Annotated in this window: 9 protein-coding genes and 1 pseudogene; 8 read left to right on the top strand and 2 right to left on the bottom strand. The window is 73.6% G+C overall.

Annotated features, from left to right (window positions below; genetic code table 11):
- From AOK00_RS36385 to AOK00_RS38300, 8 genes and pseudogenes are all read left to right on the top strand, one after another.
- Positions 1-4149: non-ribosomal peptide synthetase (locus AOK00_RS36385; protein WP_159041756.1), on the top strand; the 4149-nt coding region annotated here is incomplete at its 5' end.
- Positions 4149-11435: pseudogene (locus AOK00_RS13225) on the top strand (amino acid adenylation domain-containing protein); the annotation flags it as partial. The gene AOK00_RS36385 and the pseudogene AOK00_RS13225, both read left to right, overlap by 1 nt.
- A gap of 211 nt (positions 11436-11646) precedes the next feature.
- Entirely contained in the window at positions 11647-12564 is a 918-nt protein-coding gene (locus AOK00_RS13230) for a GHMP family kinase ATP-binding protein (protein WP_055600501.1), read from the top strand.
- 1 nt (position 12565) lies between these two features.
- Positions 12566-13723, top strand: coding sequence for a PLP-dependent cysteine synthase family protein (locus AOK00_RS37085; RefSeq protein ID WP_173861556.1), 1158 nt, complete (start codon positions 12566-12568; stop codon positions 13721-13723).
- Positions 13720-15000 carry an ATP-grasp domain-containing protein gene (locus tag AOK00_RS13240; RefSeq protein WP_055600502.1) on the top strand — a complete coding sequence of 427 codons (1281 nt, stop codon included), beginning with the start codon at positions 13720-13722 and terminating at the stop codon, positions 14998-15000. The genes AOK00_RS37085 and AOK00_RS13240 overlap by 4 nt, the downstream gene beginning before the upstream one ends.
- Positions 14997-16568, top strand: a complete 1572-nt coding sequence (gene argH / locus AOK00_RS13245) for an argininosuccinate lyase (RefSeq protein WP_055600503.1) — start codon at positions 14997-14999, stop codon at positions 16566-16568. The genes AOK00_RS13240 and argH overlap by 4 nt, the downstream gene beginning before the upstream one ends.
- Complete coding sequence (locus AOK00_RS13250) at positions 16565-17953, top strand: MFS transporter (protein ID WP_063886591.1); 1389 nt, start codon at positions 16565-16567, stop codon at positions 17951-17953. Before argH ends, AOK00_RS13250 begins: the two co-directional genes overlap by 4 nt.
- A 55-nt stretch (positions 17954-18008) precedes the next feature.
- Positions 18009-18812: a 4'-phosphopantetheinyl transferase family protein gene (locus tag AOK00_RS38300; protein ID WP_063886592.1), complete on the top strand. Its 804-nt coding sequence runs from the start codon at positions 18009-18011 to the stop codon at positions 18810-18812.
- Positions 18813-18907: 95 nt separating this feature from the next.
- On the opposite strand, the gene AOK00_RS13260 is transcribed toward AOK00_RS38300, so the two are convergent.
- Together AOK00_RS13260 and AOK00_RS13265 are read right to left on the bottom strand one after the other, a co-directional pair.
- A complete protein-coding gene (locus AOK00_RS13260; protein WP_055600514.1) occupies positions 18908-19372 on the bottom strand; it encodes a hypothetical protein in 465 nt (154 codons plus the stop codon).
- 16 nt (positions 19373-19388) lie between these two features.
- Positions 19389-19643: a hypothetical protein gene (locus tag AOK00_RS13265; protein WP_055600504.1), complete on the bottom strand. Its 255-nt coding sequence runs from the start codon at positions 19641-19643 to the stop codon at positions 19389-19391.
- Positions 19644-19699: the final 56 nt, after the last annotated feature.

Consider the following 19699-nt stretch of genomic DNA (forward strand, 5'->3'; position numbering starts at 1 on the left):
TCCGCCCCGGCTCTCCGTCGGGTCCTGGAGGCCTGCCCGGAGACGTCGGTGGTGCACGCGTACGGTCCGACGGAGTCGACGGTGTTCTGCAGCTATCAGGCCTTCGGTCCGGGTGAGCGGGTGGTGGAGCGTCTGCATCTGGGGGTGCCGATGGCGAACACCCGGATGTACGTGCTGGACGAGGGGTTGCGGCCGGTCGTTCCCGGGGTGGTCGGGGAGCTGTACGTGGCCGGCAGCCATCTGGCGCGGGGATATGTGGGTCGCTCGGCTCTGAGCGCCGAGCGGTTCGTCGCGGATCCGTTCGGTCCTGCGGGCGAGAGGATGTACCGGACGGGCGATCTGGCGCGGTGGAACGAGTTCGGTGAGGTGGTCTTCGAGGGGCGTGCGGACCAGCAGGTGAAGCTGCGTGGTTTCCGGATCGAGCTCGGTGAGATCGAGACCGCTCTCCTGGCCCATGCCTCGGTGGCACAGGCGGCGGTGATCGTGCGGGAGGACCGGCCCGGGGACAAGCGCCTCGTCGCCTACGTCGTCCCCGCGCCGGGAACCCGTGTCGACACCGACGGCCTGCGGCGCCACTGCGCGCGGCGGCTCGCCGAGTACATGGTTCCCTCCGCCTTCGTCGAGCTCGACGTCCTTCCCCTGACCGCCAACGGCAAGCTCGACCGCCGCGCCCTGCCCGCGCCCAGGCTCGGCACCGGGCCCGGCGGACGGCAGGGCCGTACCCCCGTCGAGGAGGTGCTGTGCGGGCTCTTCGCCGACGCCCTCGGGCTGCCCGCCGTCTCCATCGACGACGACTTCTTCCGCCTCGGCGGCCACTCCCTGCTCGGTACGCGGCTGGTCAGCCGCATCCGGCACACGCTGGGGGCGCAGGTGTCCGTACGCGACCTCTTCCGCTGCCCCTCCGTCGCCGGATTCGCCGAGTTCCTCGCCGACCCCGGTGCCGACGGGCAGGGGCGGCGGCCGGCCCTCGTGGCGGGCGAGCGGCCCGAGCGGATTCCGCTGTCCGCCGCCCAGCGCAGGCTCTGGTTCCTGGCCCAGATGGAGGGCGCGTCGGCCACGTACAACATCCCCCTCGCCGTCCGTCTCACCGGCGTCCTCGACGCCGACGCGCTGCGGCTCGCCCTGGCGGACGTCGTCGGTCGGCACGAGGCGCTGCGCACGGTCTTCCCCGCCGAGCAGGGCACACCCCACCAGGTGGTCGTGCCGGCCGCCGGGGCGCACCTCGACCTGCCGGTCATCCCGGCGACGCGCGAGGCACTGCCCGCCGTACTGCGCGACCTGTCCGCCACGACCTTCGACCTGGCCCGCGAACTGCCCGTCCGCGCCGACCTGGTGCGGATCGCGGACGACGAGCACGTGCTCCTCCTCGTGACCCACCACATCGCCTCCGACGGCTGGTCCAACACGCCCCTCATGCGGGACCTCGGCGCCGCCTACACCGCCCGCGTGGAGGGCGCGGCGCCCGAGTGGGAGCCGCTGCCCGTCCAGTACGCCGACTACGCCCTCTGGCAGCAGGCCCTGCTCGCCGCCGACGAGCAGCGGCAGCTCGACCACTGGCGCACGGCGCTCGACCGGCTCCCCGAGGAGGTGACGCTGCCCGCCGACCGGGCCCGGCCGGCCACCGCCTCGTACCGGGGCGCCTCCCTCACCGTCCAGTGCCCCGCGGACCTGCACACCGCGCTCACCCGGCTGGCCCGCGAGAACGGCACGACGCTCTTCATGGTGGCGCAGGCGGCCACCGCCGTCCTCCTGTCGCGATCCGGCGCCGGCGCCGACATCCCGCTCGGCTCACCGGTCGCCGGACGGACCGACGAAGCCCTCGAAGACCTGGTCGGCTTCTTCGTGAACACGCTGGTGCTGCGCACCGACGTGAGCGGCAACCCGACCTTCCGGGAGCTCCTGGAGCGGGTCAGGGCAACCGACCTGGCCGCCTGGGCGCACCAGGACGTGCCCTTCGACCGGCTCGTGGAGACCCTCAACCCCGAGCGCTCCGCCGCCCGGCACCCCCTCTTCCAGGTCATGCTCTCGGTCACCGACGCGGCCGGCCCCGTGCCCCGGCTCCCCGGCCTGCGAGCCGAGTCGGAGTTCACGGCGCTCGACATCGCCAAGTTCGACCTCACGTTCACCTTCCACGAGCACCGGGCGGCCGACGGCGGCCCGGCCGGCCTGGGCATCACCGTCGAGTACGCCACCGACCTCTACGAGGCGGCCAGTGTCTCGGCCGTCACCGCCCGCCTGGTCCGGCTCCTCGAAGCGGCGGCCGACGCCCCCGACGTCCCGATCGGAGACCTCGACGTCCTGGCGGCCGACGAACGCACCCAGCTCCTCGACACCTGGCACGGCACCGAGCGGTCCCTTCCCGCGGCCTCGCTGCCTCAGCTGTTCGCCGCGCAGGTCGCCCGTACACCGGACGCCGTCGCCGTCACGCTCGGCGGAGAGCGGCTGACGTACGCGGACCTCGACCGGCGCGCCAACCGGCTGGCCCACCGGCTGATCGCCGAGGGCGTACGGCCCGGGTCGCGCGTGATCCTCTTCCTGGAACGCTCCCTGGAAGCCGTCGTGGCGATCCTGGCCGTGGTGAAGGCGGGCGCGGTGTACGTACCCCTGGACACCCGCTACCCGGCGGACCGCATCGAGCTGATCGTGCGGATGTCCGGCGGGACCCTGTTCCTCACGGACCGTGAGCTCGTGGACCTCGAACTCCCGGCGGGCGCGCGCATCATGACGATCGCGCAGTCGGTCTCGCCGGACCTGCCCGACACCCCTCCCGAGGTCGACGTCCATCCCGAGCAGCTCGCCTACGCGATGTTCACGTCCGGCTCCACCGGTGTGCCCAAGGGCGTCGCCGTCACCCACCGCAACATCACCGAGCTGGCCGCCGACACCCGGTTCACGGGCGACGCCCACCGCCGGGTGCTGCTGCACTCGCCGCTCGCCTTCGACGCGACGACGTACGAGCTGTGGGCACCCCTGCTGTCCGGCGGCACCCTCGTGGTGGCCCCGCCCGGCCTGCTCGACACGGCGGCGCTGGCTTCGGTCCTCGCGGCGGAGTCGATCACCGGTCTGTGGCTGACGGTGGGTCTGTTCCGGCTGGTCGCGGAGGAGGACCCGGGCGCGTTCGCGGGGCTCGGGGAGGTGTGGACGGGCGGCGACGTGGTGCCCCCGGAGGCGGTACGCCGGGTGATGGACGCCTGTCCGAACCTGACCGTGGTCAACGCGTACGGCCCGACGGAGACGACGACGTTCGCGACCTCGCACGAGATCCACCGGCCCTTCGACTACCAGGGCGCGCTGCCCATCGGCCGCCCCATCGACAACACCCGGCTCTACGTCCTCGACGAGCACCTCGGCCTGCTTCCCGCCGGCGTCCAGGGCGAGCTGTACATCGCGGGCACGGGACTCGCACAGGGCTACCTCGACCGGCCTGCGCTCACCGCCGAGCGGTTCGTCGCCGACCCGTACGGACCTCCGGGCTCACGGATGTACCGGACCGGCGACCTCGTGCGCTGGTCGCGGGAGGGCGAGATCGAGTACCTGGGCCGTGCGGACCAGCAGGTGAAGCTGCGCGGCTTCCGCATCGAGCCCGGCGAGATCGAGTCGGCCCTCGTCACCCACGACACCGTGGCACAGGCCGCCGTGATCGTCCGCGAGGACCGCCCCGGCGACAAGCGGCTCGTCGCCTACCTCGTCGGACACGGCGGCACCGCCCCGGACCCCGACGCGCTCCGCGCCCACGCCGACGGCCTCCTGCCCGACTACATGGTCCCGTCCGCGTTCGTGGCCCTGGACGCCCTGCCGCTGACCTCCAACGGCAAGCTCGACCGCCGCGCCCTGCCCGCACCCGCCGCCACGACCGCCGCCGGCGGCCGGCAGCCGCGCAACCCGCGCGAGGAAGTCCTGTGCGGGCTGTTCGCCGACGTCCTCGGCGTCCCCGCCGTCACCATCGACGACGACTTCTTCCGCCTCGGCGGGCACTCCCTGCTCGCCACCCGGCTGATCAGCCGGATCCGCACCGCCCTCGGGGCCGAACTCCCGGTCCCCACCCTCTTCGAGAACCCGAACGTGGCCGCCCTGGCCGAGCGACTCGACCGCGCCGAGACCGCGCGACCCAAGCTGCGGCCGATGCGCCGGATGGGAGCCTCCCAGTGATTCCCCTGTCATACGCCCAGCAGCGCCTGTGGTTCCTCGCCCAGCTCGAGGGGCCGTCGGCGACCTACAACATCCCGCTGGCCCTCCGCCTCACCGGCGCCCTCGACACCGAGGCGCTGACCCTGGCCCTCGGCGACGTGATCGCCCGGCACGAGAGCCTGCGCACCGTCTACCCGGAGCGCGACGGCACCCCGTACCAGGAGATACGCGAGGCCGGGACACGGCTCGAACTGCCCGTCCTCACGGCGACGGAGGAGACCCTCGCGGACGTCCTCGCCGCCGAGTCGGCCCATGTCTTCGACCTGGCCGTCGACCTGCCGGTGGAGGCCCGGCTGATCCGCCTCGCGAAGGAGGACGGGCCGGCGGACGCGGACGAGGAGCACGTCGCGCTCGTCGACGCGGACGAGGAGCACGCCGCGCTCGTCGACGCGGACGAGGAGCACATCCCGCTCGTCGACGCGGACGAGGACGAGCACGTCCTCCTCGTCGTCATGCACCACATCGCCTCCGACGGCTGGTCCATCGCCCCGCTGCTCCGCGACCTCGCCCACGCCTACCGGGCCCGCGTCGCCGGCCGCGCCCCCGAACAGGACCCCCTGGAGATCCAGTACGCCGACTACACCCTCTGGCAGCACGAACTGCTCGGCGAGGCCGACGCCGAGGACAGCGTCATGGCGCGGCAGATCGCCTACTGGCGTGAGCGGCTGGCCGGACTCCCCGCCGAGGCCACCCTCCCGGCGGACCGGCCGCGCCCCGCCGTCGCCTCGTACCGCGGCGACACCCGCACCCTCCACTGCCCGCCCGCGACCCACGCGGCGCTCGTCGAGCTGGCCCGGGGGAGCGGCGCCACCCTCTTCATGGCGGCGCAGGCGGCACTCGCGACCGTGCTCGCCGCCTCCGGCGCCGGGACCGACGTCCCCGTCGGCTCTCCGGTCGCGGGCCGCACCGACGAGGCACTCGACGACCTCGTGGGCTTCTTCGTGAACACCCTGGTGCTGCGCACCGACGTGAGCGGAGACCCGACCTTCCGGGAGCTCCTGGAGCGCGTACGGGCCACCGACCTGGCCGCATGGGCGCACCAGGACCTGCCCTTCGACCGGCTCGTCGAGGCGCTCAACCCCGAGCGCACCGGCGACCGGCACCCCCTCTTCCAGGTGATGCTGACGCTGGTGCAGGCGGGAGCGACCGCATCGGGGGCCTCGTCCGTCGGCGACGGCTTCCCCGGTCTTCGGACGCGCGCCGAGTACTCGCCCACCAGCACCGCCAAGTTCGACCTCACCGTCGGATTCGACGAGCACCTCACCGACGACGGCCGCCCCGGCGGTCTCGACATCACCGCCGAGTACGCCACCGACCTGTACGACCCCGAGACCGTGGAGGCGCTGCTCGCCCGGCTCGGCCGACTGCTCGCCGAGGCCGTCGCCCACCCCGACACGCCGCTCTCCGGGCTCGACCTGCTCGACGCGGCCGAGCGCACCCTGCTCCTGGACACCTGGACGGGCCGCGCCACCCCCGTGCCGGACGCCTCCCTCGCGGCCCTCTTCGCCGGGCAGGCCGTGCGCACCCCGGACGCGGTGGCCCTCACCCAGGCCGGGCGCGCCTACACCTACGCCGAGGTCGACGCCCTCACCAACCGGTTCGCGCACCGCCTCGGATCGCTCGGCGTGGGACCCGAGACCGTCGTCGCCGTCCTCATGGAACGCTCGGTCGACCTGGTCCTGTCCCTGCTCGCCATCACCAAGGCCGGCGGTGTGTACGCCCCGCTCAACGCCGTCGACCCGGCCTCCCGGCTCTCCCGCATCCTCGCCGACACCGCCGCGCCCGTCCTGCTCGTCGATCCGGCGCTCGCCGGCCACGAGATCGTCACCGAGGCGACCGGCGTACGGATCGTCCCGGTCGACGGGCTCGACCGGGACCCGGAGCTCGACGCCCACCCCGAGACCGCCCCCGAGGTGGCCACGCACCCCGACCAGTGGCTGTACGTGATGTTCACCTCGGGCTCGACCGGCGTGCCCAAGGGCGTCGCCGTCACCCACCGCAACGTCGCCGAACTCGCCCTCGACCACCGCTGGACCCGGCCCGCCCACGCGCGGGTGCTCTTCCACTCCCCGCACACCTTCGACGCCACCACCTACGAGCTGTGGGCTCCCTGGCTGACGGGCGGCACCGTGGCGGTCGCCCCGCCCGGCGTCCTCGACACGGCGGCGATGGCGACGGTCCTCGCCGAGGAGTCGATCACCGGCCTGTGGCTGACCGCCGGTCTGTTCCGGCTGGTGGCGGAGGAGGACCCGGGCGCGTTCGCGGGGCTCGGGGAGGTGTGGACGGGCGGCGACGTGGTGCCGCCGGAGGCGGTGCGCCGGGTGATGGAGGCGTGCCCGAACCTGACCGTGGTCAACGGCTACGGCCCCACGGAGACAACGACGTTCGCGACCTCCCACCCGGTCCGCCGGCCCTTCGACTACGACGGCGCGCTGCCCATCGGCCGTCCCCTCGACAACACCCGCCTGTACGTCCTCGACGACCACCTCGGCCTGGTCGCGCCGGGAGTCCCCGGCGAGCTCTACATCGCGGGCGCCGGACTGGCCCGCGGCTATCTGGGCCGCCCGGCCCAGACCGCCGAGCGGTTCGTCGCGGACCCGTACGGCTCCGCCGGATCGCGGATGTACCGGACCGGCGACCTGGTGCGCTGGTCGCGGGAGGGCGAGATCGAGTACCTGGGCCGTGCGGACCAGCAGGTGAAGCTGCGCGGCTTCCGCATCGAGCCCGGCGAGATCGAGTCGGCGCTCGTCGCCCACGACTCCGTGGCACAGGCCGCCGTGATCGTCCGCGAGGACCGCCCCGGCGACAAGCGGCTCGTCGCCTACGTCGTCGGCAACGGTGCCAACGGCGGCAACGGTGGTGACGCCGTAACCGCGAGCTGCGAGATCGACACCGTCGCCCTGCGCGGGCACGCCGTCGACGCCCTGCCCGAGTACATGGTGCCGTCCGCGTTCGTCGTCCTGGACGCCCTGCCGCTGACCGGCAACGGCAAGCTCGACCGCCGTGCCCTGCCGCAGCCCGTGCTGACCGGCGAGAGCGACGGACGGGCGCCGCGCGATCCCGTCGAGGAGGTGCTGTGCGGCCTCTTCGCCGACGTCCTCGGCCGGGCCTCCGTCACCGTCGACGACCACTTCCTGCGGCTCGGCGGGCACTCCCTGCTCGCCACCCGGCTGGTCAGCCGGATCCGCGCCGCCCTCGGCGCCCGGATCACCGTGCGCGACATCTTCCAGCACCCGACCGTGGCCCAGCTCGCCGAGCTGGTCGCGGCGGGCAGCGGCCAGCCGGCCCGCCCCGCACTGACGGTCCAGGACCGCCCCGCACGGGTGCCGCTGTCGTCGGCGCAGCAACGCCTGTGGTTCCTGGATCAGTTGGAAGGCCCGTCCGCCACCTACAACATCCCGCTGGCCGTACGCCTCACCGGCAGCCTCGACGCGGACGCCCTGCGTCTCGCGCTCGGCGACGTCGTCGTGCGCCACGAATCCCTGCGGACCGTCTTCCGGACCGCCGACGGCGAGGCCCACCAGCACATCCTCGCTGCCGACGGGATCGACGTACCCCTGCCGACGGCGAAGGCGACGGAGGAGAGCTTCCCCGGCCTGCTCGCCGAGGAGAGCGCCAAGGTCTTCGACCTCACCACCGAACTGCCCATCCGCGGAGCTCTGTTCGAGCTGGCGGCCGACGAGCACGTCCTCGTGGTCGTCACCCATCACATCGCCTCCGACGGCTGGTCGAACGCCCCCTTCTTCGCCGACCTCGGCCGCGCCTACGAGGCCCGCTGCGCGGGCGCCGCGCCCGGCTGGGCGCCGCTCCCGGCCCAGTACGCCGACTACACGCTGTGGCAGCGCGATCTCCTCGGCGCCGAGCAGCTCCCGCAACTCGACCACTGGCGGCAGGCGTTGGCCGGCCTCCCCGAGGAGGCGACGCTGCCTGCGGACCGGCCAAGGCCCGCCGTCGCCTCCTACCAGGGGGCCACCCTCTCCGTGTCCTGCCCCGCCCCGGTCCACCGGGCGCTGACCGACCTCGCACGGGAGACCGGCACCACCGCCTTCATGGTGGCCCAGGCAGCCGTGGCCACCGTGCTGGCACGGTGTGGTGCCGGCAGTGATGTTCCGATCGGTTCGCCGGTGGCGGGGCGGACGGATCAGGCTCTCGACGATCTCGTGGGGTTCTTCGTCAATACGTTGGTTCTGCGTACGGATGTGGGTGGTGATCCCACCTTCCGTGAGGTGTTGGGCCGGGTGCGGGAAACGGATCTTTCCGCGTGGGCTCATCAGGACCTTCCGTTCGACCGGCTCGTCGAGGTGCTCAATCCGGAGCGTTCGGCGTCTCGGCATCCGTTGTTCCAGGTGATGCTCACCGTGGGTGACACGGCGGTGGGCGCACCTGGGCTCGGGGATCTGCGGGCGGAGTTCGTGGCTCCTGAGCTGCGGATCGCGAAGTTCGACCTGACCTTCGCGTTCGGTGAGCGGCGTGCGGCCGACGGGAGTCCGGACGGGCTCGACATCACCGTCGAGTACGCCACCGACCTCTATGGGCCCGAAACGATCAGGCGTCTCCTCGATCGCATGCTGCTCCTCCTGGAGTCCGCCGCGACCGAACCCGACGCCCGCGTCGGCGCGATGGGGCTCCTCCAGGAGGACGAACGGGAACAGCTCACCGCCTGGGCCGGTGCACGGACCGACGGTCCGGAACTCGGTCTCGACGGTCTGTTCGCGGGGCAGGCGGCGCGGTCGCCGGAGGCGCCGGCGCTGGTCTTCGAGGACCAGGTGGTGTCGTACGGGGAGCTGGATGTGTGGTCGAACCGGCTGGCTCGTCATCTGACGGGCCGGGGTGTGCGTCCGGGGGATCTGGTGGGGGTGCACGTGGAGCGTTCGCCGCAGATGGTGGCCGCTTTGCTGGCGGTGCTGAAGGCGGGTGCCGGGTACACGATGCTGGACCCGTTGTTCCCCGTGGAGCGGCTGAACGGTGTTCTTGAGCAGGTGGCGCCGGCCGCTGTCGTCACCCAGTCGCATCTGGCGACGCTGTCCACGAGCGCGGTGGTCGTCGATCTGACGGCCGAGGTCGCCGAGGTCAGCGGTCTCTCCGGGGCTGCCGTGGTGACGGGCGGATCGCCCGAATCCGTCGCGTGTGTGATGTTCACGTCGGGTTCGACGGGGTTGCCGAAGGGTGTGATGGCCTCGCACCGTGCGCTGGCGGCGACCTTCGTCGGCCCGGACTACCTGGCCTTCGGTCCGGAGCAGACGTTCCTGCAGTGCTCGCCGGTGTCGTGGGACGCGTTCGCCCTGGAGGTCTTCGGCCCGCTGCTGCACGGCGGGGTGTGTGTCCTCCAGCCCGGTCAGCACACCGATCCCCATCTGATCGCGGAGCTGGTCGAACGGCACCAGGTCACCACGCTCCAGATGTCCGCCAGCCTGTTCAACCACATGCTCGACGAGTACCCGGCGGTCTTCAGGGGGATCCGCGAGGCCATGACCGCGGGCGAGGCCGCCTCACCCGCGCACGTCACCCGGGCCCTCACCGACCATCCGCAGCTGCATCTCCTGAACGGTTATGGTCCGGCGGAGAGCATGGGGTTCACGACGGTGTTCGTGATCGAGCCGGGGGTGGCCGCGGGTGCGGCGAGCATTCCGGTGGGTGGTCCGCTGGCGGGCAAGCACGCGTACGTCCTGGACGCGAACCTTGAGCTGGTGGCGCCCGGTGTGCCCGGGGAGTTGTATGTGGCGGGGCATGGTCTGGCCCACGGGTACATCGGCCAGTCGGCACTCACAGCGGATCGTTTCGTCGCGAATCCCTACGGCCCGGCCGGTGCGCGGATGTACCGGACGGGGGACCTGGCCCGCTGGAACAAGCAGGGCGCGCTGGAGTACCTGGGCCGGGGCGACGAGCAGATCAAGCTCCGCGGCTTCCGTATCGAGCCGGGGGAGATCGAGGCCGCGCTGATGGCGCACGGTTCGGTGGTACAGGCCGCCGCGGTGGTACGGGAGGACCGGCCCGGCGACAAGCGCCTGGTCGCGTACGTGGTCGGCGAGACGGCGCCGGACGAGCTGCGCCGGCACGTCGCCGCCCGCCTGCCCGAGCACCTGGTCCCGTCCGCTTTCGTGGTCCTCGACGTCCTCCCTCGTACCGTCAACGGCAAACTCGACCGCCGCGCGCTGCCCGCACCCGACGACACCACCGCCTCCGAGGGCGGACGAGCACCCCGCAACCCCGCCGAGGAGATCCTGTGCGGTCTCTTCGCCGACAACCTCGGACTCGAATCCGTCAGCATCGACGACAACTTCTTCCACCGCGGCGGACACTCCCTCCGCGCCACCCGCCTGATCAGCCGCATCCGCGCCGTCTGGGACACCCGCATCACCATCAGCGACCTGTTCCGGAGCCCCACGCCGGCCCTCCTCGCCGAGCAGATCGCGGCCGGCAGCGGCGACGACCCCCTCGGCACCGTGCTGCCCATCCGGGCCGTCGCGGAGACGAACTCCGGTGAGCCGCCCCTGTTCTGTGTCCACGCCGTGTCCGGGATGAGCTGGGGGTACGCCGGTCTGCTGCCCCACCTCGACCCGGACCGGCCGGTCGTCGCGCTCCAGGCCCGCAGGCTCGGCGGCCCGCACGACGCGCCGTCCTCCATCGAGGAGATGGCCGACGACTACCTCGCCGAGATCCGCCGGATCCAGCCGCACGGCCCGTACCACCTGCTCGGCTGGTCCTTCGGCGGTATGGTCGCGCACGCCGTGGCGGCCAGGCTGGAAGCGGCGGGGGAGGACGTGGCACTGCTGGCCCTGCTCGACTCCTATCCGCTGCCCGACGGGTTCCGTGCGCCGGCGATCGACGGCCGGCACGTGCTGACCGCCCTCCTCGGTTCCGCCGGCGAGACGGTGGAGGTGCGCTGCGCGGACACGACGCCGGACATCGGCGAACTCGCCGACGCGCTGCGCCGGTCGGACCCGGTGCTCGGCGCCCTCGAGCACGCGCAGGCGGCGGCCGTCGTGGCGGCCACCCTCGACAACCTGCGGATGCGCTACCGGTACGTGCCGGACGTCCGGTACGGCGGCGACGCGGTGTTCTTCGACGCCACCGGCACTCCGGCTCCCTCGTCGGGGGCCGAAGCCTGGGCGCCGTACGTGACCGGCCGGGTCGAGGAGTTCGCCGTCGACTGCGAGCACGCCCGGATGACCGAGGCGGAGCCGCTGCGGGCGATCGGACGGGTCCTGGCCCGGCGCCTGCGGCCTGCCCGTACCGCCCGCATCTGAGAACCCGGACGCACGGGGCCCGTACGGCGGCTTCACCGCCGTACGGGCCCCGGCGCGTCCCCCGACGACGGCCGGCCGCGTACCGAACTGCCCGCATACTGCCGCCCGACCAGCCGGATCCCGGCCCCCGCGCTGCCTAGCGTGTGGGTGTCCGCACGATCGGCCAGGCCCTGTGAGTGGTGCGGTCCGGCCCCCAGAGGAAGTCAAGGACATGGTGGATCATTCCGGTTGGCGGGTCGGCGTCGCCTCGGCCCCGATACATCACGGCGAAATTCTCCAGGGCGTCTTTCCGCACCAGGGCCAGCTCACCCGGGGACTGGTCACCCTGCCGTGCACCGTTTACACCACCCGGGCCTCGTTCATCCCCGCGCGGGGCGAGGAGCTGACCGTCTACCCGACCTGGAAGACCAAGGCGCGACGGGCCGCCCAGCTCACCGCCGAGGCCTGCGTCCCGCCCGGGGAGGGACCGGTGGGCGGACATCTCGAACTCACCGGCGACGTGCCGCTCTGCCGCGGCTTCGGATCCTCCACGAGCGACGTTCTCGCCGCGGTCTGGGCCGTCCAGGACGCCCTGGTGTCCCCGCTGCCCCCCGAGGAGATCGCCAGGATCGCGGTGCGGGCCGAGACGGCGTCCGACTCCCTCATGTTCAACGAGAGTTCGGTGCTGTTCGCGCAGCGCGAGGGCAAGGTCATCGAGGACTTCGGGTACCGCATGCCGGCCGTGCGGGTCCTCGGCTTCGGCTCGCGGCCCGAGAACGAGGGCAAAGGCGTCGACACACTGGCCTTCCCGCCCGCCGAGTACGGCAGCGCCGAACTCGAACTCTTCGCCGAACTCCAGGTGATGCTGCGCGAGGCCATCCACACCAAGGACGTCGCCCTCGTCGGCGCCGTCGCCACCGCCAGCACCGACATCAACCAGCGGCACCTGCCCATCACGCGCCTCGACGGCCTGCGCTCCATCGTGCGGGAGACCGGCGCCCTCGGCATCCAGGCCGCGCACAGCGGGGACATCGCCGGGCTCCTCTACGACCGCGACGACCCCGAGGTCGAGGCCCGCACCGAGCACGCCCAGCGACTCCTGCACAACATCGGCATCCACGAGCAGTGGATCTTCACGACGGGTGACTGACATGACTACGACCACGATCGCGGGCGTCGGCAGGCTGCACGACTCGGTGGTGGACGCCACCGAACTGCCCCGCATCATCCAGGTGACCGACAACCTCTACGCGGCGGCGTTCAGCCTGATGAAGCTGCTGCCGGCGCGTTTCATCATCGACCGGGCCGAGGCCGCCGGGCTGCTGCGGCCCGGCGGCCGCGTCATCGAGACCTCCTCGGGCACCTTCGCGCTCGGCCTGGCGATGGTGTGCCGGCTGCGCGGCTACGACCTGACCATCGTCGGCGACTCCGCCATCGACCGCGACCTGCGCAACCGGCTGGAGATGCTCGGCGCCGGCGTCGAGATCGTCGAGTACGCCGGGCAGAGCGGCGGCATCCAGGGCGCCCGCCTCGCCCGCGTCGAGGAACTGCGCCGGCTCCACCCCGACAGCTTCGTGCCCGGCCAGTACGACAACCCCGACAACCCCGGCGCCTACGCCGTGGTCGCCGACCTCATCGGGGAGACCGTCGGATCCGTGGACTGCCTGGTGGGCCCGGTCGGTTCCGGCGGCTCCACCGGTGGCCTCGCCGCCGCCCTGCGTCCCGCCGACCCGGCGCTGCACCTCGTCGGCGTGGACACCCACGGCTCGATCATCTTCGGCTCGCCCGACGGACCGCGCACCCTGCGGGGCCTCGGCAGCAGCATCCACCCGGGCAACGTGCGCCACAGCGCCTACGACGAGGTGCACTGGGTCACCGCGCCCGAGGCCTTCCACGCCACCCACGAACTCTTCCGCAACCACGGCCTGTTCATGGGCCCCACCAGTGGTGCCTCCTTCCAGGTCGCCTCCTGGTGGGCCGCGCGCAACCCGGACAGCAAGGTCGTCATGGTGCTGCCCGACGAGGGCTACCGCTACCAGTCCACCGTCTACCACGCCGAGTGGCTGCGCGAGCAGGGCATCGAGCCGGCGCCGACCCCCGGCGGCCCGGTCACGGTCGACCACCCGCTGGACGCCCCGTCCTCGTGGACCCGGCTGGTGTGGGCCCGCCGGGGCTTCGACGACGTGATGACGCCGGAGGTCCACGGCCTCGGCGACGTGATGACCACGGAGGTCCACGGCCTCGCCGACGTGATGACCACCGAGGCCCACGCCCTCGGCGGCCCGACGACGCCGGAGGTCCGGTCGTGACCACCCCGCTGCTGCTCCTCGTCGAGTCCAACACCACCGGCACGGGGCGCCAGTTCGCCGCCCGGGCCCGCGATCTCGGAGTCGTGCCCGTCCTGCTGAGCGCCGATCCCGCCCGCTATCCGTACGCCGCCGAGGACGGGCTGCGCACCGTCGTCGTGGACACCGCGGACGACGACGCCCTGTGGGCCGCCGTGACCGGCCTCGCCGCCGCCGCGCCGGTCGCCGGGGTGCTCTCCAGCTCCGAGTACTACGTCGCCACGGCCGCCGGACTCGCCGCCCGCCTCGGGCTTCCCGGCCCGTCCGCCGACGCCGTCCGCGCCTGCCGCGACAAGGCCGCGCAGCGCCGCGCCCTGGCCGGGGCCGGGGTGCCCGTGCCCCGCTTCTCGGTGGCCGGCGACGTCGCCGAGGCGGTCGCCGCCGCCCAGTGGCTCGGCGGCCCCGTCGTCGTCAAGCCGGTGCAGGGCTCGGGGAGCCTGGGCGTGCGCCTGTGCGGCGACCGGGACGAGGTGGCCGAGCACGCGAAGGGGCTGCTGGCCGCCACCGTCAACGAGCGCGGTCTGCGCACGCCGGGTGTGGTCCTCGTCGAGCAGTACCTGACCGGGCGCGAGTTCTCGGTGGAGGTCTTCGGTGAGGAGGCCGTCGTCACGGTCGCCAAACACGTCGGCGCGCCCCCGGTGTTCGTCGAGACGGGGCACGACGTGCCCGCCGTCCTGCCCGCCGCGCGGGCCGCCGCGCTCGTCGACACGGCCGTACGCGCCGTCCAGGCCCTCGGCCTGGGCTGGGGCGCGGCCCATGTCGAGCTCCGGCTCGACGGGGACGTCGCCCGCGTCATCGAGGTCAACCCGCGGCTGGCCGGCGGCATGATCCCGGAGCTCGTGCGCCGGGCACGCGGCGTCGACCTGGTCGGCGCCCAGGTGCGGGCCGCACTCGGCGAGCCCGTCGACCTCGCCGGTACGCCGGACGCCGCGGGCGCGGCCTCGATCCGCTTCCTGACGGCAGGCACCGAGAGCGTCCTCGCGGACGTGGCCGCCGCCGAGGCGGCGGCCCGCGCCGTGCCCGGTGTCGTCGACACCGCCGTCTACCGCCCGGCCGGAACCACGGTCGCACCGGCCGAGGACTTCCGCGGACGGGTGGGCCATGTGATCGCGGCCGGTACGGCTTCGGGGGAGTCCGCCGAGGCGGCCGAGACCGCCCTCACGCTGGGAATCGCCAGAGCGCTGACGCCGGTGCCGGCGGTGCCTGCGGACGTGCCGGTGAGGGAGGCGGTGCCGGTATGAGCGACAGCGTCACCGGTACGAGCGGCACGCAGGAGGCGGGCGTCCACACCGGCCGGCTCCGCACCGGGCTCGACCCGCGCGCCCATCGCATCGTCTACGACCAGTACCGCACCGACGACGGCGACCCGGTGGGCGACGAACTGCGGCTGATCAGCGAGGTCGACCGGGCCCATCTGGTGATGCTCGCCGAGCGCGGCATCGTGGACCCGGGCCGCGCCGCGGCCCTCCTCGACACCGTCGACGCCCTGCGGGCCGAGGACTTCGCCCCCGTACGGGCCCGGCCCATGCCGCGCGGCCTGTACCTGGCGTACGAGGGCTGGCTCGTCGACCGGCTCGGCCAGGAGACCGGCGGGGTGCTGCACACCGGGCGCTCCCGCAACGACCTCAACGCCACCACCGTACGACTCAAGGTGCGCGGCCCCTACGGACAGCTCCTGGACGAGGTGGCCGAGCTGGCGCGGGTCCTGCTCGACAAGGGGGAGGCCTACCGGGACGTCACCATGCCCGCGTACACCCACGGCCAGCCCGCCGTGCCCATCAGCTACGGCCACTATCTGACCGGGGTCGCGGGCGGCGTGCTGCGCTCGCTCGCCGGACTGCTCGACGCGGGGCGGGAGATCGACGTCAACCCGCTCGGCGCGGGGGCCGTCGGCGGGACCTCCGTGCCGGTGGACCCGGCCCGTACCGCGGACCTCCTCGGCTTCACCGCCGCCGTGCCCAACTCGGTCGACGCGGTCGCCTCCCGCGACTTCGCGCTGCGCATGCTCTCCGCCGCCGCCGTCCTCGGCGTCCTCATGGCCCGGGTGGCCCGTGACCTGACCTGGTGGACGACGGAGGAGTTCGGGCTGCTTCGGATGGCCGACGACCTGGTCGGCTCCAGCTCGATGATGCCGCAGAAGCGCAACCCCTTCCTGCTCGAACACATCCAGGGCCGCTCCACCGCCGCCCTCGCCGGGTTCACCGGCGCCGCGGCGGCCATGTCCACCGCCGGCTACACCAACGCCATCGCCGTCGGCACCGAGGCCGCCCGCCATCTGTGGCCCGGTCTCGCCGACACCACCCAGGCGGTGACCCTGCTCCGGCTCGTCGTCGACGGGGCGGAACCCGACCGTGACCGGATGCGGGACCGGGCCCGGGAGGGCTTCACCTCGGCGACCTACCTCGCCGAACGCCTCGTCGTCGACGGCATCCCCTTCCGCACCGCCCACCACCTGGTCGGCGAGACCGTCCTCGGCGCCCTCGACAGCGGTACGCCGCTGTCCGAGGCGGCCCGCGCCCAGCCCGACGTGGCCGCGGCAGCCGCCGGATACCCGGCCGACTGGCTCGACCCGGAGACGGTGGCCGCCGCCTGCGCCCACGGCGGTGGCCCCGGCGGCACCGGACCGGACCGGGCCCTGGCCCGTGCGCGGGCCGAACTCGCTGCCCTCACCGCCGAGTCGGCGGCCCGCCGCGCACGCTGGTCCGACGCCGCCGAGCGCCTTTCGGCCGAGGCCGCGAAGGTGGTGGCCGTCTCGTCGGACGACGCGCCGCCCGAGGACGAGGCCGCCAAGGCGGTGGCCGTCCGATGAACGCGCGGCGCCGGGACGGGCTGCTGCGGCAGCGCGACTTCCGGCTCCTGTGGGCGGGGGAGACCACCAGCCGTTTCGGCAGCAACATCACCGGTGTCGCCATGCCGCTGGTGGCCGTGGTCACCCTGGACGCGAGCACCTTCTGGGTGAGCGCCCTGGCCGCGGCCGCCTGGCTGCCCTGGCTCCTCCTCGGGCTGCCCGCGGGTGCCTGGGTGGACCGGTTGCCGCGCCGCCCGCTGATGGTGGTCTGCAACGTGGCCTCCCTGCTGCTTCTGCTCAGCGTGCCGGCCGCCGCGTGGCTCGATGTGCTGACCATGACGCAGCTGGTCGTGGTCTCCCTGCTCACCGGGGTCGCGAACGTCTTCTTCTCCATCGCCTACCGGGTGTACGTACCGTTCGTCGTCCCCCGTGAGCACCTCACCGAGGCCAACGCCAAGCTCCAGGGCAGCGAATCGGCCGCGCAGCTCGCCGGGCTCGGCGGCGGCGGAGTCCTGGCCGGCGCGTTCGGAGCCGTCAACGGCCTCCTCGCCGACGCCGCGACCTTCCTGGTCTCCACCCTGTGCCTGCTCGGCATCCGCGGGAAGGAACCGGCGCCGGAGCGGCCCGAACGGCCCCGGGCCCTGCGCAAGGACGTCTCGGAGGGCCTGCGGCACACCGTGCGCGACCCCTACCTGCGCGTCCTGACCACGTACGGCACCGTCACCAACCTGCTGCTCACCGGCTACCAGGCCATCCTCACCGTGTTCCTCGTCCGGGAACTCCACGTCGGCGAGGCCACGGTGGGCTGGCTGCTGGCCGGCAGCAGCGTGGGCGGACTGCTCGGCGCGGTCGTCGCCACGCCCATGGCACGCCGCTTCGGCACCGCCCGCGGCATGCTGCTCTGCAAGTTCGCCACGGCCCCGTTCGGGCTGCTCATCCCGCTGGCCGAACCGGGCTGGCGGGTCGTGCTGTTGCCCGTCGGCGGGGCCGTGCTCGCCCTGGGCGTCGTGTCCGCCAACGTCATCCAGGGCGCGTTCCGCCAGCAGTACTGCCCGCCGCAGCTGCTCGGCCGGATCACCGCGAGCGTCTCCGTCGCCAACTTCGGTGCGATTCCCGTGGGCTCGTTGCTCGGCGGTGTGCTCGGCGGTGTGCTCGGCCTGCGGCCCGCGCTGTGGGTGCTCACCGCCGGTCTCGCGGTCAGCTCCGCACTGCTGCTCGCGGGCCCCCTGCGGGCCCGCAGGGACCTGCCCACCGAACCGCCGACGCACCCGCCCACCCGGCCACCGGCCCAACCGCCCACCGAGCCGGGAGAGTCACCCGAGCCGGCGGATTCACCCGATCCGGCGGAGGCACCCGATCCGGCCGATCGGCGGGTCCTCCGGTACGCCGTTCCCGAACAAGGCTGATCCGTCCCGACGGCCACCCGCGTCCGCGCATCCGTCATCGAACAGGAGGGGTCCCGTGAGTGATCCCAGAAGCGGTCCCTGGAGTTCCGCGAGCGGCACCCTGCTGCTCGCCCCCCTGCCACCCCCGCGCGCCCTGCCGCGACCGGGCTCCCTGGACCTGTGGCTGCTCAGGGTCTCCGACGCCCGGGGCACCGGCCTCGACGCCGGTGTCCTGGACGCCACCGAGCGGCAGCGCGCCGCCGGTCTGGCGCACGCGGAGGACCGGGTCCGCTTCACCGCCGCCCATCTGGCGTTGCGCCGGCTGCTCGGCACGTACCTCGACACGCTGCCGCAGGACATCCGCTACGGCCGTGAGACCTGCCCCTGCTGCGGCGGTCCGCACGGGCGGCCGACCGTTCTGGGCGCCTCGCGCGGGCTGCACTTCTCGCTCTCCCACCGCGGTGACCTCGTCCTCGTCGGGACGGCGGTGGCGCCCATCGGCGTGGACGTCGACCTGGTCGCCGACCCGGGCGGCGCCGCGGAACTCGCCGCCATGCTGCACCCCGCCGAACAGCGCGAGATCGAGGCGCTGCCACCCCCGCGCCGCCCCAGGGCGCTGGCCCGGCTGTGGACCCGCAAGGAGGCCTACCTCAAGGGACTCGGCACCGGTCTGGGCCGTGACCCGGCGGCCGACTACGTGGGCTCGGGCAGCCCCGACGGAACGCTGCCGCCGGCGGGCTGGACCCTGCTCGACATCCCCGTCGACCGCGGTTACGCGGCGGCGGTGGCCCTCCACGGCGAACTGACCACCCCTTCGCCCCGGGTGAACCGCCTGTCGGAGCGCGACATCAGGGGAGACCACCCGCCCAGTCGTGAGTGAGCGTGCACGGCGGACGCGCGGACGCGCGGAAGGTCCCCGGACAGAGTGTCCGGGGACCTTCCGCGTATCAGGACCGACGGCCGGACGAGCCGAGATCAGCCGGCCACCGCGATCCACTCGTCGAGCTGCTCCTGCGTCGTGGCCGGATCGGCCACCAGGTCGGCCAGCTCGTCGCCGGCGTGATGGCGGGTCGAGACCGCGGGGCAGCGCGCGCACGCGGCGACCCCGGTCTGCTGCCACCACTGGCACCGCGCCCTGAGGTGACACCGAGGGACGGGGCCGTCCTCCCGCGCGGCGGGCCGGGAGAGCACCCGCTCGACGAGCGTGCAGTCGCCGCCCCTGCGGTTGACGCAGTCGCTGACACAGTGCGACGCGAACCGCAGGACGCGGCGCGGCTCGACGCCCTCCGGCACCTCACCGAGCACCTCGGCCGCCGGTACGGGATCGGCCAGGTACACCACGCGCCCGTCCTGCCCGGACCGTACGCCCAGGACGACGGACTCCGGCGCGTGCGCCTCTCCGCTGGGGCACCAGGTCTGCGAGGAGCTGTCCTCGCCCACGGTGGTCACCTCGGCCTCAGCAGGTGCCGGACTGGGTGCCGGCGACCTTCGTCACCCGGCCGCCGACGCTCTGGCTCAGCCCCTGCTCCCCGGCCTGCTCCTCCTGGGCGACGGCGAGCCGGATGCTGTCCTTGAGCTGGGCCGCCGAGGTGATGCGCTCGGCCGGGCCGCTGTCCGACGCGCTCGCCGCGCCGGCACCGGCGACGACGAGTCCCGCGGCCAGCAGTGCGGCGGCACCGGCCGCGGCCACCTTACGAGTCGGGTTCTCCATGGCGTACTCCTCCTCCTGGTATGGGAGTTGTGAGCGTAGGCCGGTGGAGAGCGGTG

The sequence above is a fragment of the Streptomyces aureus genome (genome assembly GCF_001418135.1).
Taxonomy (GTDB): Bacteria; Actinomycetota; Actinomycetes; order Streptomycetales; family Streptomycetaceae; genus Streptomyces; species Streptomyces aureus_A.

Excerpts from the sequence above, each read along its gene's own strand:
- AOK00_RS13265 (WP_055600504.1), bottom strand. The coding sequence starts at position 19,643 with ATGGAGAACCCGACTCGTAAGGTGGCCGCGGCCGGTGCCGCCGCACTG.
- argH (WP_055600503.1), top strand. The coding sequence starts at position 14,997 with ATGAGCGACAGCGTCACCGGTACGAGCGGCACGCAGGAGGCGGGCGTC.
- AOK00_RS13250 (WP_063886591.1), top strand. The coding sequence starts at position 16,565 with ATGAACGCGCGGCGCCGGGACGGGCTGCTGCGGCAGCGCGACTTCCGG.
- AOK00_RS37085 (WP_173861556.1), top strand. The coding sequence starts at position 12,566 with ATGACTACGACCACGATCGCGGGCGTCGGCAGGCTGCACGACTCGGTG.
- AOK00_RS13230 (WP_055600501.1), top strand. The coding sequence starts at position 11,647 with ATGGTGGATCATTCCGGTTGGCGGGTCGGCGTCGCCTCGGCCCCGATA.